Here is a 14,226-nt window from a genome sequence, read left to right as displayed (position 1 = left end):
AAAACCCCTCCAAAAGAGGGGTTTTACGTTGGTCTACAAGGACTCGAACCTTGAAAGACTGCACCAAAAACAGTTGTGTTACCATTACACCATAGACCAGCATTGCTGCTAAGCGAGTGCAAATTTAAACTAAATTATTGTTTACACAAACTTTTTTTAGCTTTTTTTGAACAAAAATTGAACTTTTTCAAAAAAACATTTCAAAAAACAACAAACATCTCTCACAATCAACACGTTAATAAATTAAGTTACTTTTCCAGAAAATTTTGTTAATGACTACATCGATTAACAAAAAAACATTTTCTTTGTAGCTTATATATACATTAAATTTTAATCATGGATAAAGCTCGTTTCAATTTTAATAAGTGGAATACAATTATTGGTTGGTTTACATTTGGAATCGCATTATTAACCTACACTTTGACCGTTGAACCTACAATGAGTTTTTGGGATTGTGGTGAATATATTGCTACCGCTGCAAAATTAGAAGTCGGCCACCCTCCAGGCGCACCTTTATACCAAATGATTGGAGCTTTCTTCGCAATGTTCGCTACAGACGTCACAAAGATTGCTTTAATGGTAAATATGATGTCCGTTTTCTCAAGCGCATTCACGATCTTATTCATGTTCTGGTCATCGTCAATGATTTTAAGAAAATTAGTCACTCGTTTTTCAGCATCAGATCATCAAGCTGAACCAAAGAATGAGTTAACCAAAAGCAATGAAATTGTAATACTAGGAAGTTCATTTGTTGGCTCTCTTGCCTATACTTTCTCTGATAGCTTCTGGTATAACGCAGTAGAAGCAGAAGTTTATGCAATGGCATCCGTACTTATTGCACTACTATTTTGGCTGGGATTACGCTGGGAACAAGACATGCACAAACCTAGAGGGAATAGATGGCTACTAATAATCTCACTGGTTGTAGGTCTTTCTTTTGGAGTTCACTTCATGGCTTTATTGACTATTCCAGCTATTGGTTTTCTTTATTATTTCAAAAATTATAAAGACGTCACAATAAAAAACTTCATAATTGCAAACATTGTAGTTATAGCTGTTCTCCTTTTTATCTTCAAATTATTACTTCCTATGACTATGGGATTCTTCGGTCTAACCGAAGTTTTCATGGTTAACAGCTTAGGATTACCTTTTGATTCAGGAACTATATTTGTTACAATTTTACTAGTTACCTTATTTTACTTTGGATTAAAATACACTCAAAACAAAGGCCTTGTAACTTATAACACTTTAATACTTTGTATTCTTTTTATACTAATTGGTTTTTCTACTTGGCTTATGTTGCCAATACGTGCTAATGCTAACACGGTAATCAACGAGAATAAACCTTCAGATGCGCGCGAAGTTTTAGCATACTACAATAGAGAGCAATATGGAGTAAATCCGCTATTTTACGGCCCACAGTACACCGAAGCGTTTTCAGGTTTAGACAAAAACAATCCTTATCTGGATAAAGCACCCAACTATGAAAGAGATTATAAAACTGGCAAATACGTTATTGTAAATAATTTCAAAAATGCGGAGCAAAATACAGATGATAATCAAAAAACTATATTACCTAGAATGTGGAGCGGCGATCACATGGAAAACTATATGAATTTCACAAATCCACCTGCATTCAAAATGAATCCTAACTATCCTTACGAGGATGATTTACAAAAATACGGTATAGATCCAAGCCAGTTAAGCGAAGAAGATTACAATAAAGCGATAGCACAACTTAAACAAGAGACTGAAAAGACAATAAATGAGTTTAGACAAGCATACGCACAAAAGCAAATTGACAACGAAGGATATATTAAATTCCTAAAAAGCTATGGTGACTATTTAATAGTTGAAAAACCTACAACAGTTGACAACCTAGGCTTTATGGTTGAATACCAGTTTGGATACATGTACTGGAGGTATTTAATGTGGAATTTCGTTGGTCGTCAAAACGACAATCAAGGACGTTATGATTACCTTGACGGCAATTGGCTAAGTGGAATCTCATTTATAGACACACTACACTTAGGAAGTCAAGAAAATCTCCCTTCTGATGTACTCAACAACAAAGGTAGAAATGTATACTTCTTCCTTCCTTTCATCCTTGGACTTATTGGAATAATGTACCATGCAAACAAGGATTTAAAAAGTTTTTATGTACTACTAGCGCTGTTCTTATTTACAGGAATAGCACTTAAAATTTACTTAAACGAAAGACCTTTTGAACCGCGTGAAAGGGATTATGCCTTGGTTGGATCCTTTTATGTATTTGCAATTTGGATTGGATTTGGCGTTTATGCGCTTTACGAGAGTGTAAAGAAATACGTAGCACCAAAAATTGCTGGACCTATAGTTATCGCTGCTAGTTTACTAGCTGCACCAGTACTTATGGCTTCCCAGAACTGGGATGACCACGATCGCTCCGGAAAATATACCGCTGTAGCAATGGCAAAAGCATATCTTAACTCTTGTGATGCAAATGCAATTTTATTTACTATTGGCGACAATGATACGTTCCCGCTTTGGTACGCTCAAGAAATTGAGAACATTAGAACAGATGTTAAAATCGTAAATACTAGTTTATTTATGACGGATTGGTATATCGACCAAATGAAAACTAAAACTTACGAATCAGACCCACTTCCTATTTCTTTCACACATGACGAATATGTAGGTGATAATCGCGATTATGTGGCTTATATTCCTAAAGTGGAAAGCCGTTGGGATATCAAAGATTTTATTGCTTTTATTAAAAATCCAAAAGCAACGGTTGAACTTCAAAATGGCCAAACGATACATTTTTACCCTACTAATAAAATTAGGATCCCTGTAGATAAAGACATTATTATAAAAAATAAAGTTGTTTCTGCTAAATACAACGATTCTATTGTTCCCTATATTGATGTGGATATAAAAGGAAGTGCCATTTATAAAAATAGGTTAATGATGCTTGATATTGTAGCTAATAACAACTGGAAACGACCTATTTACTTTAGTGGAGGCGCATTCGATAATGAAGATTATATCTGGATGAAAGAATACCTGCAGCTTGAAGGTATGGTCTATAAATTAGTCCCAGTGCGAACCGCTTTACCTAAAGATGGCGGACCTCTCGAGATGGGACAAATTGATAGTGATAAAATGTATGCCAAGGTTATGAAATGGGACTGGGGAAATAGCGAAAGTTTAAAAATCTATCACGACCCAGAGACTAGAAGAAATAGCATTACCTATAGAACAAATCTTGCGAGATTAATGAATCAGCTGATTAAAGAAGGTCAAAACGAAAAAGCAAAAAATATCATCGATCTTGCTATGACAAAAATGCCTTTAGAGCAATATGGCTACTATTCGCTGCTTGAACCTTTTGCTGATGGCTATTACAAAATAGGGAATAAAACTAAAGCACATCAATTGCTTGATAAGTTGATCAATAAGTATCAGGAAAACTTAAACTACTATGGCAAAATGAAACCGTCAGACCAAAGTAGTATTGCGACTCCTATCATCATCGATATTGAGCGTTACAGAAGCCTCCTGCATACCATGAAAGATAATGAGGATATGGAATTTTACAATAAACATAAAATCGTATTTAACACTTACATTAAAATGTTTGAGCGTTTTGAACGTGATTTAGAATAGTAAAATTAGGCAGTATTTGAAATGGGCTAATTTGAAAATTTATTACTATATAAGTTTTCTAATTAGCCCATTTTTAATTTAGAAATCTATAACTTTACAAATAGTGTAATTCACATTTTTGTAAACTATGAAATTCTACTGGGTTAAAACAAATTGGATTATAAAAAAAATTTTCGCTAATTATACATGGAGTGTCGCAAGTAAACACAATACTGTTTACCTCACATTCGATGATGGCCCTGTTCCCGAAATAACAGAATTTGTCTTAGCAGAGCTAAAAAAATACAATGCTAAAGCTACTTTTTTTTGTACTGGCGATAATATCAACAAAAATCCAAATATCTTCAAAAAGGTAATTAATGACGGCCATGCTATAGGAAACCACACTCTCAACCATTACAACGGTTGGAAAACTAACACTGTAGCTTATATCGAAAATATAAAGTTGTGTGAAGATATAATTAAAAAATATAGTGATTCCAATTTAAACACTAAAATTTTCAGACCTCCTTATGGTAAATTGAAAACTAGGCAATCAAGAGCACTGCGAAAATTAGGATATAAAATAATAATGTGGGATGTGCTTAGCGCTGATTTTGACACGACTATTTCTAAGGAAAAATGTCTAGAAAACGTATTAGAACATATAGAGCCAGGAAGTATAATAGTTTTTCACGATAGTATAAAAGCATTCAAAAATCTTGAATACGTTTTGCCAAAAACACTGGATTTTCTAAAAAAAAGCAATTTTAATTGCAAGACTTTATGAATGGAAAACCGTTTTTACAACTGCTCCTGTACAATCCCAATAAGAGTATTAGCGTCCAACTCTCCAGATTGTCTCCAAATCATCTGACCTTGCTTGTAAATCATCAATGTTGGCAGCCCTTTTATGCGTAAAGCATCAGCTAATTCTTGATTTTTATCTACATCGATTTTAATAACTTTTGCCTTATCACCAAGAGCTGCTGCTACATCTCTGATAACAGGATGCATTGACACTGAAGATTCATTCCAATCTGTGTAAAAGTCAATTAACACAGGCACTTGAGTATTTATAAGTTCTCCAAATTTTGACATAAAACCTAAAGTTTAATTTTTAAAAATTTATTAAAAAGAGATATCTATTTTACAAATGTAGCATTTTTAACGTATTATGCTACATTAACTCCTTTTTTTAGTTGAATTACTGTAATTTCAGGCATAATACCAACTCTCCCTGGATAAGCATGAAATCCGAATCCCCTATTGACATAAATATACCTGCCCAGGTTTTCATACAATCCAGCCCATTGCTTGTACACATATTGTGCTAAGCTCCATTTAAAATAACCTGGAATTTCGATGCCAAACTGCATTCCATGCGTATGCCCTGAAAGTGTTAAGTGGAAGTTTTTTTCATCATATTGTACAACTCGATCCCAATGCGACGGATCATGACTCATCAGGATTTTAAACTCTTCTTTCTTTAGCGCTCCAGCAGCTTTCATCAAATCGCCCACTTGCTTAAAGTTATGCCCCCAGTTTTCGACGCCTACTAACGCTATTCTATCATCCCCTTTCTGAATGAAGGTATGTTCATTTAACATTAGTTTAAAACCAATTTGACCGTATAAATTTTTTATAGCTTCAAAGTTAGCTTCTTTAGCTTGTTCCGTTGGCCACGTAACATATTCTCCATAATCGTGATTTCCTAAAACCGAATATTTACCATATTCGTGTTTCTTGATTCTATTAAATGTCTCTAGCCAAGGATACATTTCTTTAGCAGCCGTATTAACAATATCACCAGTAAACAAAATCAAATCTGAATTCTGTTCGTTAATTAAATCTATGGCATAGTTAATTTTTTCTGCATTGTCGAAGCTTCCGCTATGAACATCTGATATATGTGTAATGGTAAAACCATCAAAAGCGTCAGGCAAATCAGGAAAAAAAATACGCTGCTTGATTACTTTAAAATTATATTTTCCTACGGTAACTCCGTAAATTAATGATAGAAAAGGAACTGCAGCTAAACCCAATCCTACCTTACTAACAAACTTTCTTCTAGAAGCAAAAAAATCTTCTTTCTTATCACGATTCACAAAATAATTAACTATTCCCGCACCTAATCTTAAAATATCTTCGCTCAGCAATACGAGTGTCAAAATTAATTTTGGAACATATATAATCAACAACAGCCCCATACCACTCATCAATTGCTGTGTTTGTCCTACACTTCGATCAAATTGCAAAACGGTATAAATGATGTAACATAAAAACACTAAGCTCACACACTCAATCAAAAACAATACTTTTTTTGATTTTATCAAAGTTTTTAATGCCTGAAAAGAATAGACTTCTATAATAAGTAGAAATAAAAAAAGAAATACAACGCGAAAGATCATTTTAATTGGATTTTAAACAAAATAACAAATTAAGAAAAGACTATCTCTTTTTATTAATCTAAATTTAACTAAAATTAAGCTAAACCAAATTGAATCTATTCATTTAAAAATATAAAATAGACTAAAAAAGCGATTTAAGACCCATCCATCTGCACGCGTGTGATTCTTTTCGTTAAACAAAACATTCGCCAAAAATAAAAAGCAATCCAATGAACACGCACTAAATGATATATAACCGAATTGCGAAGAGCAAAATTTTAAAAATCATTATTAAAATTGCATTTAAACATAAATATCCAGCTAGGCCCGCTCTTTATGTGACCAATTTTGTACTTTTGAAAACTATCAAAAACATTACTCATGTCAGAACAAAAACGACTATACCTTCTTGATGCTTACGCTCTCATATTCCGCGGTTATTTTGCCTTCATAAAAAACCCAAGAATCAATTCAAGAGGAATGGATACTTCCGCTATTATGGGATTTATGAATGCCTTGATGGATGTCATCAAACGTGAAAAACCAGATCATCTAGCTGTTGCATTTGACAAAGGCGGAAGCGACTACCGTTACGAGATGTACCAAGAATACAAAGCACATCGTGACGAAACACCTGAAGCTATTAAGATTGCTGTTCCATACATTCAACAATTATTGAAAGCGATGCATATTCCTATTATTGAAGTTGCAGGATTTGAAGCTGATGATTTGATTGGGACTTTGGCTAAACAAGCTGAAAAAGAAGACTTCAAAGTGTTTATGGTAACTCCTGATAAGGATTTTGCACAATTGGTTTCTGAAAATATTTTCATGTACAAACCAGCACGAATGGGTAACGGTATCGAAATTTGGGGAATTCCAGAAGTTTTAGAAAAATTTGAAATCGATCGACCAGAACAAGTTATCGATTTTCTAGGAATGATGGGCGATGCTGCCGATAACATCCCAGGATTACCAGGAGTTGGTGAAAAAACAGCAAAAAAATTCTTGAAAGAATATGGCTCAATGGAAAATCTTCTGGCTAATACGCACCAATTAAAAGGTGCCATAAAAGACAAAATTGAAGCCAATGCTGAATTGGGAATCTTGTCTAAAAAACTAGCTACTATTCTGCTCGATTGTCCTGTAACTTTTGACGCAGCTGATTTTGAGCTTTCAAAACCTGATGTTGAAAAAACAGACGAATTATTCAACGAATTGGAATTTCGTCAGATGAAAGCACAGTTCGATAAATATTTTGGAACAGGTAAAGAATATGACGAGATTGACACCAACGGAAATGTAACGTCAAGCGAAACGCCACAGCCTGCAAAAAAAGTTTCTACAAAAAAATCAAGTGAAGATCAATTTGATTTATTCGGATTTTCTGATGAAACATCTGATGAGCCAAATACAAATTCATTTTATGCCACATTAGAAACTACTGATCATAATTACCAAAGTATTCAAGGTGATTTAGGTTTGAAATTGTTTTTACAAAACTTAAACAATCAGAATGCTGTTTGTTTTGATACCGAAACAACTGGAATTGACGCTCAAAATGCGGAGTTAGTTGGTATTTCTTTTTCTTGGGAAAAAGGAAAAGCATTTTATATTCCATTCCCTGAAAATCGCGAGGAAGCGCAACTATTAGCTGACAAATTCAAACCTTTCTTTGAAAACGAAGGCATTGAAAAAATTGGCCAAAATATAAAATATGATTTAAAAGTATTGACTAAATACGGTATTCAAATCAAAGGAAAATTATTTGACACGATGATTGCACATTACTTAATCAATCCTGACATGCGACATAATATGGATGTTTTAAGTGAAACTTATTTAAAATATTCACCAAAACCCATTGAAGATTTAATTGGTAAAAAAGGCAAAAATCAGTTATCGATGAAAGACGCTTCTTTAGAACAAATTAAGGAATATGCTGCCGAAGACGCCGATGTAACATTACAACTAAAAGAAATTTTTAGTCCAATTTTAGATAAAGCCGAAACTAAAAAATTATTTAATGAAATCGAAATTCCCTTAGTTCCAGTTTTAGCGGCAATGGAATTAGAAGGCATTAATTTAGATGAGGATTTCTTGAAAAAAATGTCTGTTGAAATGGCAGCTGAAAGCAACGCTCTAGAACAAAAAATCTATGAAACTGCTGGTGAGAAATTTAACTTAGCTTCTCCAAAACAATTAGGTGATATTCTTTTTGATAAAATGAAAATTGGCGGAGCCAAACAAAAGAAAACCAAAACTGGTCAATATGCCACTGGTGAAGAAGTACTATCCTATTTAGCAAATGACAACGAAATTGTTCGTGATATTCTGGAATGGCGCCAAATGGTAAAATTACAAAGCACCTATATTGATGCGTTACCTAATCAAGTGGACAAAAAAACAGGTCGCGTTCACACCGATTATATGCAAACAGTTGCAGCTACAGGTCGATTGAGTTCTACCAATCCAAACTTGCAAAACATCCCAATTCGAACAGAAAAAGGAAGATTGATTCGAAAAGCATTTATCGCTCGCGACGAAAACTACACCTTACTTTCTGCCGATTATTCTCAAATAGAACTTAGAATTATCGCTGCTTTATCGGGTGAAGAAAACATGATTAAAGCATTTCAAAATAAAGAAGATATTCATAAAAGCACCGCAGCTAAAGTTTTTAATGTTCCATTAGATGAAGTCACTAAAGAACAAAGAAGTAATGCTAAAACGGTAAATTTCGGAATTATATATGGCGTTTCCGCCTTTGGACTTTCTAATCAAACTTCACTTTCGAGAAAAGAAAGTGCCGATTTGATTGATGCCTACTATGCAACGTATCCAAAGCTAAAATCGTATATGGCAAACCAAGTTGATTTTGCCAGAGAGCATGGTTATGTACAAACCGTTTTAGGAAGACGTCGTTATTTAAAAGATATTAATTCTGCAAATATGATGGTAAAAAGTGGTGCAGAACGAAATGCTGTAAATGCTCCAATTCAAGGTTCAGCTGCTGATATTATCAAAATTGCAATGATCAATATTCATAAAAAACTAATTGAGGACAATTGGAAGTCAAAAATGTTATTACAGGTACATGATGAACTTGTGTTTGATGTACATAATTCAGAATTAGAAAAAATCCAACCTATGATTAAGCATGAAATGGAAAATGCTTTCAAACTAGACGTTCCTTTAGACATAGAAATTGGAGTAGGCAAAAACTGGCTGGAAGCACATTAAAAGAGTATTCAGTTGGCAGCGCTCAGTAATTCAGTACGAGAAAGGACTAAAACTAAATTTCATTGCGTCGTTCCTAGCAATGAAAGTAATCACAAAAAAAACCATCATTTCGATGGTTTTTTACTTTTTACAACTTTCTTGTAGATTCTCTTTCTTTTAACTTGGTTTTAATAACCTTCGTTTCATAAGGTATATGTTCTTCTTTAGATTCTAGTCTATCAATTAGTAATTTAGCAGCTACTTCACCTATTTCTATTCCGTGCTGACTTACTGTTGTCAGTCGTGGCGATAATCTTCTGGATGCTAAGATTCCATCTGCAAAACCTATTATTGAAAGCTCCTCTGGAATTTTATATCCTTTTTTCAGACCAAATTTTAACGCAGCAACTGAGTCGGTTTCGTCCAGAGCAAAAATTCCGTCAATAGTATTATCATCATTAAAATTTTCTATTTTTTCATTCAAATCATCTTCTGAATCAGTCCTTAAGATTATATCATTTTTTATTGCAATTTTATTTACCTCTAAAGCTTTAAGATAGCCTTCTGCTCTTAATTTCCCAACACTTAAATTATCTATAGAAGACAATAAGGCTATATTTTTACAACCTAGATTAATTAAATGTTGCGTCGAATCTAAAGCAGAATCAAAATCATCAACTATAACTTTATCACAATCGATATCTTCGGCAATGCGATCAAACATGACAATAGGAGTTCCATCATTAATTATAGTAGAAAAATGGTCGTACTGATGCTTTTTTTGAGCTTCTTCTGAAACGGAGACAATAAAACCATCAATAGTTCCATTACTAAGCATCTCAAGTGTATGCATTTCTTTTTTTAGAGACTCATTAGAAATACACATAATAACATTATAGCCTTTTTCGTCGGCTACTTTTTCGATTCCACTAAATACTTTGGCAAAAAAAGAATTTAATATATTGGGAATAATAACTCCAATGGTTTTTGTTTTTCTGTTTTTAAGATTCAGACCAATAACATTGGGTTTGTAATTTTTAAGTTTTGCATATTCTTTGATTTTAACTTTAGTTAACTCACTAATCTCCGGACTATCATTTAGTGCTTTTGAAACTGTTGAAACAGAAACATTAAGTTCTTTTGCGATTTGTTTTAACGTAGCTTTAGCTTTCATAAAGAAAATTTATTGTAATTGATGATATGTAACAAGGCATAATATAGTACTATTAAGAATAATATTTATGCAATAGACAAAAATAGCAATTATAATATATAATTTCGATGTTAAAATTGAGAAAAACTCAATAAAATTAAATAATTATTCTACTATCACGCAGACATTATTCGAATTGCTTCAATCCTAAATTGGAACAGAGAAACATATTTTAAATATACATTTGATAATCAGCACTAAAACAAGTAAAAAATAATCTTTTAAGGTATTTGCATTTAAAATAATTAATTGTACTTTTGCAACCCCTTTATTGGGGATGGAATGTTTAATTAAAATAATATTATGGACGCATTAAGCTACAAGACACAATCAGCAAGCAAAGCCACCGTTAAAAAAGAGTGGATCGTTGTTGATGCTGATGGGCATAACTTAGGACGTATGGCTTCAAAGATCGCAATGATCCTTAGAGGTAAATACAAAGCAAGTTATACACCACATGTTGACTGTGGAGATAACGTAATCGTTATCAACTCAGAAAAAATCAACCTTACAGGAAACAAAATGGACGAGAAGACTTACATCCGTCACACAGGTTATCCAGGAGGACAAAGAACTTTAACTGCTAAAGTATTGCAATCAAAAAACCCTGCATTATTAGTAGAAAGAGCAGTAAAAGGAATGTTACCTAAAAACAAATTAGGAGCTGAACTTTTCAGAAATTTAAATGTTGTTGTAGGTTCTGAGCACAAACAAGGCGCTCAAAAACCGAGAACAGTTAACCTTAACGATCTTAAGTAATGGGAGTTATTCACAAAATCGGTAGAAGAAAAACCGCTGTTGCACGTGTATATGTTTCAGAAGGAACAGGAGTTATCACTGTAAACAAAAAAGAATTCGCAACTTACTTCCCAACAGCTACTTTACAGTACAAAGTTATGCAACCAATGTCTATGACAGAGAACGCTACTAACTTTGACGTTAAAGTTAATGTTTATGGAGGTGGTTCAACTGGTCAAGCAGAAGCTGTAAGAATGGCATTAGCTCGTGCAATGTGCGAAGTAAATGTTGAAAACAGAGGGATATTGAAACCAGAAGGTTTATTGACAAGAGATCCAAGAATGGTTGAACGTAAGAAATTCGGTCAGAAGAAAGCTCGTAAGAGATTCCAATTCTCTAAACGTTAATATTACCTGTCTTGTACACTATGTACAGGACAGCATCAATTTATTATTGAATTTAAAAACACAGTTGTTGTTGCTCTCCTACCGAGGTAGGAAATAGTTTAGCATCTAAATGTATATAGCCGGGAAACCGCCATTTATGCATTGCTAATCAACAGAACGTAAACTAGAACAAAAATGGCAAACAAAATAGAAGTTAAAGACTTACTAGAAGCAGGTGTTCACTTTGGACACATGACTAGAAAATGGGATCCAAACATGGCTCCTTACATCTATATGGAACGTAATGGTATTCACATTATCAATCTATATAAAACTGCAGCAAAAATTGAAGAAGCAAATGACGCTTTGAAAAAAATCGCTGCATCAGGTAGAAAAATATTATTCGTTGCTACCAAAAAACAAGCAAAAGACATCGTTGCTGAAAAAGCAAAAGCTGCAAACATGCCTTACATCACTGAAAGATGGCCTGGTGGAATGCTAACTAACTTCGTAACAATCCGTAAAGCTGTTAAAAAAATGGCTACTATTGATAAAATGAAGAAAGATGGTACATTCATGACTCTTTCTAAAAAAGAGCGTTTACAAGTTGATCGTCTTCGTGCTAAACTAGAGAAAAACTTAGGTTCAATCGCTGACATGTCTAGACTACCAGCTGCTTTGTTCGTAGTTGATATTAAAGCAGAACACATCGCAATAAAAGAAGCTCAAAAATTAAACATTCCAGTTTTCGCAATGGTTGATACTAACTCTGATCCACGTGAAGTAGAGTATGTAATTCCTGCAAATGATGATGCTTCTAAATCAATTGACAAAATTTTAACTTTAGTCACAGCTGCTATTACTGAAGGACTTTCTGATAGAGGTTCTGATAAAGAAGGTGAAGCTACTACAGAAGTTGTTGCTCCTGCTGCTGAAGCTGTAGAGGCTGCTCCTGCTGTAGAAACTGCTGCTCCAACTGCAACTGAAGAATAAAACAAAAAGAAATTCCAAATTCTAAAATTCCAAATTCCAAAAATTAACCTCAGCAATGATTTAATTTATTAATTGGAAACTGGAATTTTAGGTTTGGATTTTTTTTATTAAAACTATTTTTTAATTTAAAATATAAAAAACATGGCAACAATTACTGCTGCAGACGTAAATAAATTAAGAACAGCTACAGGCGCAGGAATGATGGACTGCAAAAAAGCTTTAGTTGAATCTGACGGGGATTTTGATTTAGCAATCGAAAACCTACGTAAAAAAGGACAAAAAGTAGCTGCTAACCGTTCAGATAGAGAATCTACTGAAGGTGCTGCAATTGCTGTTGTTAATGCTGACAAAACTGCTGGAGTTGTTATCACATTAAACTGTGAGACTGACTTCGTAGGTATGAATGAGAACTTTGTAAAAATGGCTACTGAAATGGCTAATCAAGCATTGAACTATGATACAATTGAAGCATTTTTAGCATCTGATTTCAACGGAATCACTGTTGCTGAAAAATTAATTGAGCAAACAGGAGTTATTGGAGAAAAATTAGAAATCAGAACTTTTGAGAAATTAGAAGGTGCTTTCGTTGGATCTTATATTCACTCAGGTAACAAAATCGCTACTTTAGTTGCTCTTTCTGCTAACGTTGCTGGTGCTGATGAAGCTGCAAGAAACGTTGCTATGCAAGCAGCTGCCATGAACCCAATTGCTTTGAACGAAGCTGGAGTTGATGCTGCTGTTATCGAAAAAGAAATTGAAATCGCTAAAGATTTGTTACGTCAAGAAGGTAAACCAGAAGCAATGTTAGAAAACATTTCTAAAGGAAAAATCCAACGTTTTTACAAAGACAACACTTTAGTAAACCAAGATTACATTAAAGATAGTTCTATGAACGTTGCTGCTTATGTAAAATCTGTTGATGGTAACTTAACTGTTACAGGTTTCAAAAGAGCTGCTTTAGGATAATCTATCTTGAACTTCATATTAAAAATCCCATTTCAAATCAATTTGAAATGGGATTTTTCTTTTATATTTGAATCCTAAACCTATATATGGAAAGTAAACTACGTTGCACTTGGTGCGAAAAAGATGATTTATACAGAAAATACCACGACCAAGAATGGGGAGTTCCTGTTTATGACGATGCCACTATATTTGAGTTTTTAATATTAGAAACTTTCCAAGCAGGATTAAGTTGGCACACTATCTTAAAAAAAAGAGAAAACTTCAGAGTCGCTTTTGATAATTTCGATTACATAAAAATAGCGCAATACCAAGAAGATAAAATCCAAGAATTGCTTTTAGATGCCGGGATCATCCGTAACAAACTTAAAGTATATTCTGCCGTAACTAACGCTCAAAATTTCATCAAAATCCAAGAGGAATTTGGTAGTTTCTCAACGTACATATGGGCTTTTACTGATGGCAAACCCATTGACAATAAACCCCAAACACTAAAAGAGGTTACTGCAACTACTTCACTTTCGGATGCCATTAGCAAAGACTTAAAAAAACGTGGATTCAAATTTGTAGGCTCTACTGTTGTTTATGCACACATGCAAGCTACTGGAATGGTGAATGATCATGTGGAAGATTGTTGGACGAGAAAACAGTAAGAGGTAACAGTTGAACTTGAATCAGACAAAATAGCAAGCCC

At 33.7% G+C, this 14,226-nt stretch carries 11 protein-coding genes and 1 tRNA gene; 8 read left to right on the top strand and 4 right to left on the bottom strand.

The window, feature by feature from the left end:
• Positions 1-28: 28 nt before the first annotated feature.
• Positions 29-99 (bottom strand) — tRNA-Gln (locus LNP27_RS05830).
• Positions 100-336: 237 nt separating this feature from the next.
• Here LNP27_RS05830 and LNP27_RS05825 point away from each other — a divergent pair.
• Together LNP27_RS05825 and LNP27_RS05820 are read left to right on the top strand one after the other, a co-directional pair.
• A complete protein-coding gene (locus tag LNP27_RS05825) occupies positions 337-3,648 on the top strand; it encodes a glycosyltransferase family 117 protein (RefSeq protein ID WP_229943665.1) in 3,312 nt (1,103 codons plus the stop codon).
• Positions 3,649-3,775: 127 nt separating this feature from the next.
• Positions 3,776-4,417 carry a polysaccharide deacetylase family protein gene (locus LNP27_RS05820; protein WP_229943664.1) on the top strand — a complete coding sequence of 214 codons (642 nt, stop codon included), beginning with the start codon at positions 3,776-3,778 and terminating at the stop codon, positions 4,415-4,417.
• A 14-nt stretch (positions 4,418-4,431) separates the two neighbouring features.
• Here LNP27_RS05820 and LNP27_RS05815 read toward each other — a convergent pair whose 3' ends face one another.
• Both LNP27_RS05815 and LNP27_RS05810 read right to left on the bottom strand, forming a co-directional pair.
• Positions 4,432-4,728, bottom strand: coding sequence for a thioredoxin family protein (locus LNP27_RS05815; RefSeq protein ID WP_229943663.1), 297 nt, complete (start codon positions 4,726-4,728; stop codon positions 4,432-4,434).
• Positions 4,729-4,802: 74 nt separating this feature from the next.
• Positions 4,803-6,038: a metallophosphoesterase gene (locus LNP27_RS05810; protein ID WP_229943662.1), complete on the bottom strand. Its 1,236-nt coding sequence runs from the start codon at positions 6,036-6,038 to the stop codon at positions 4,803-4,805.
• 360 nt (positions 6,039-6,398) lie between these two features.
• On the opposite strand from LNP27_RS05810, the gene polA reads away from it, so the two are divergent.
• Positions 6,399-9,260, top strand: a complete 2,862-nt coding sequence (polA, locus tag LNP27_RS05805; protein WP_229943661.1) for a DNA polymerase I — start codon at positions 6,399-6,401, stop codon at positions 9,258-9,260.
• Positions 9,261-9,387: 127 nt separating this feature from the next.
• Here the strand turns inward: polA and LNP27_RS05800 are convergent, their stop codons facing one another.
• A complete protein-coding gene (locus tag LNP27_RS05800) occupies positions 9,388-10,413 on the bottom strand; it encodes a LacI family DNA-binding transcriptional regulator (RefSeq protein ID WP_229943660.1) in 1,026 nt (341 codons plus the stop codon).
• Between the two features lie 342 nt (positions 10,414-10,755).
• On the opposite strand from LNP27_RS05800, the gene rplM reads away from it, so the two are divergent.
• The 5 genes from rplM to LNP27_RS05775 all read left to right on the top strand — a co-directional run bounded on the left by rplM (position 10,756) and on the right by LNP27_RS05775 (position 14,185).
• Positions 10,756-11,211 carry a 50S ribosomal protein L13 gene (gene rplM, locus LNP27_RS05795; RefSeq protein ID WP_229943659.1) on the top strand — a complete coding sequence of 152 codons (456 nt, stop codon included), beginning with the start codon at positions 10,756-10,758 and terminating at the stop codon, positions 11,209-11,211.
• Positions 11,211-11,597 carry a 30S ribosomal protein S9 gene (gene rpsI / locus LNP27_RS05790; protein ID WP_229943658.1) on the top strand — a complete coding sequence of 129 codons (387 nt, stop codon included), beginning with the start codon at positions 11,211-11,213 and terminating at the stop codon, positions 11,595-11,597. The genes rplM and rpsI overlap by 1 nt, the downstream gene beginning before the upstream one ends.
• A gap of 174 nt (positions 11,598-11,771) precedes the next feature.
• Positions 11,772-12,569 (top strand): 30S ribosomal protein S2, encoded by a 798-nt coding sequence (gene rpsB / locus LNP27_RS05785; RefSeq protein WP_229943657.1) that lies wholly within the window; start codon positions 11,772-11,774, stop codon positions 12,567-12,569.
• A 141-nt stretch (positions 12,570-12,710) separates the two neighbouring features.
• Complete coding sequence (gene tsf, locus LNP27_RS05780) at positions 12,711-13,535, top strand: translation elongation factor Ts (RefSeq protein WP_229943656.1); 825 nt, start codon at positions 12,711-12,713, stop codon at positions 13,533-13,535.
• A gap of 86 nt (positions 13,536-13,621) precedes the next feature.
• Entirely contained in the window at positions 13,622-14,185 is a 564-nt protein-coding gene (locus LNP27_RS05775) for a DNA-3-methyladenine glycosylase I (protein WP_229943655.1), read from the top strand.
• The last annotated feature ends 41 nt before the right edge of the window (positions 14,186-14,226 follow it).

Origin of the sequence: Flavobacterium galactosidilyticum (assembly GCF_020911945.1) — a bacterium.
GTDB lineage: Bacteria > Bacteroidota > Bacteroidia > Flavobacteriales > Flavobacteriaceae > Flavobacterium > Flavobacterium galactosidilyticum.
This window is presented reverse-complemented; position numbering and strand designations above follow the sequence as displayed.

What these genes read in the sequence shown, in the direction of transcription:
- LNP27_RS05825 (WP_229943665.1), top strand. Translation starts at nt 337, where the DNA reads ATGGATAAAGCTCGTTTCAATTTTAATAAGTGGAATACAATTATTGGT.
- LNP27_RS05820 (WP_229943664.1), top strand. Translation starts at nt 3,776, where the DNA reads ATGAAATTCTACTGGGTTAAAACAAATTGGATTATAAAAAAAATTTTC.
- LNP27_RS05815 (WP_229943663.1), bottom strand. Translation starts at nt 4,728, where the DNA reads ATGTCAAAATTTGGAGAACTTATAAATACTCAAGTGCCTGTGTTAATT.
- LNP27_RS05810 (WP_229943662.1), bottom strand. Translation starts at nt 6,038, where the DNA reads ATGATCTTTCGCGTTGTATTTCTTTTTTTATTTCTACTTATTATAGAA.
- polA (WP_229943661.1), top strand. Translation starts at nt 6,399, where the DNA reads ATGTCAGAACAAAAACGACTATACCTTCTTGATGCTTACGCTCTCATA.
- LNP27_RS05800 (WP_229943660.1), bottom strand. Translation starts at nt 10,413, where the DNA reads ATGAAAGCTAAAGCTACGTTAAAACAAATCGCAAAAGAACTTAATGTT.
- rplM (WP_229943659.1), top strand. Translation starts at nt 10,756, where the DNA reads ATGGACGCATTAAGCTACAAGACACAATCAGCAAGCAAAGCCACCGTT.
- rpsI (WP_229943658.1), top strand. Translation starts at nt 11,211, where the DNA reads ATGGGAGTTATTCACAAAATCGGTAGAAGAAAAACCGCTGTTGCACGT.
- rpsB (WP_229943657.1), top strand. Translation starts at nt 11,772, where the DNA reads ATGGCAAACAAAATAGAAGTTAAAGACTTACTAGAAGCAGGTGTTCAC.
- tsf (WP_229943656.1), top strand. Translation starts at nt 12,711, where the DNA reads ATGGCAACAATTACTGCTGCAGACGTAAATAAATTAAGAACAGCTACA.
- LNP27_RS05775 (WP_229943655.1), top strand. Translation starts at nt 13,622, where the DNA reads ATGGAAAGTAAACTACGTTGCACTTGGTGCGAAAAAGATGATTTATAC.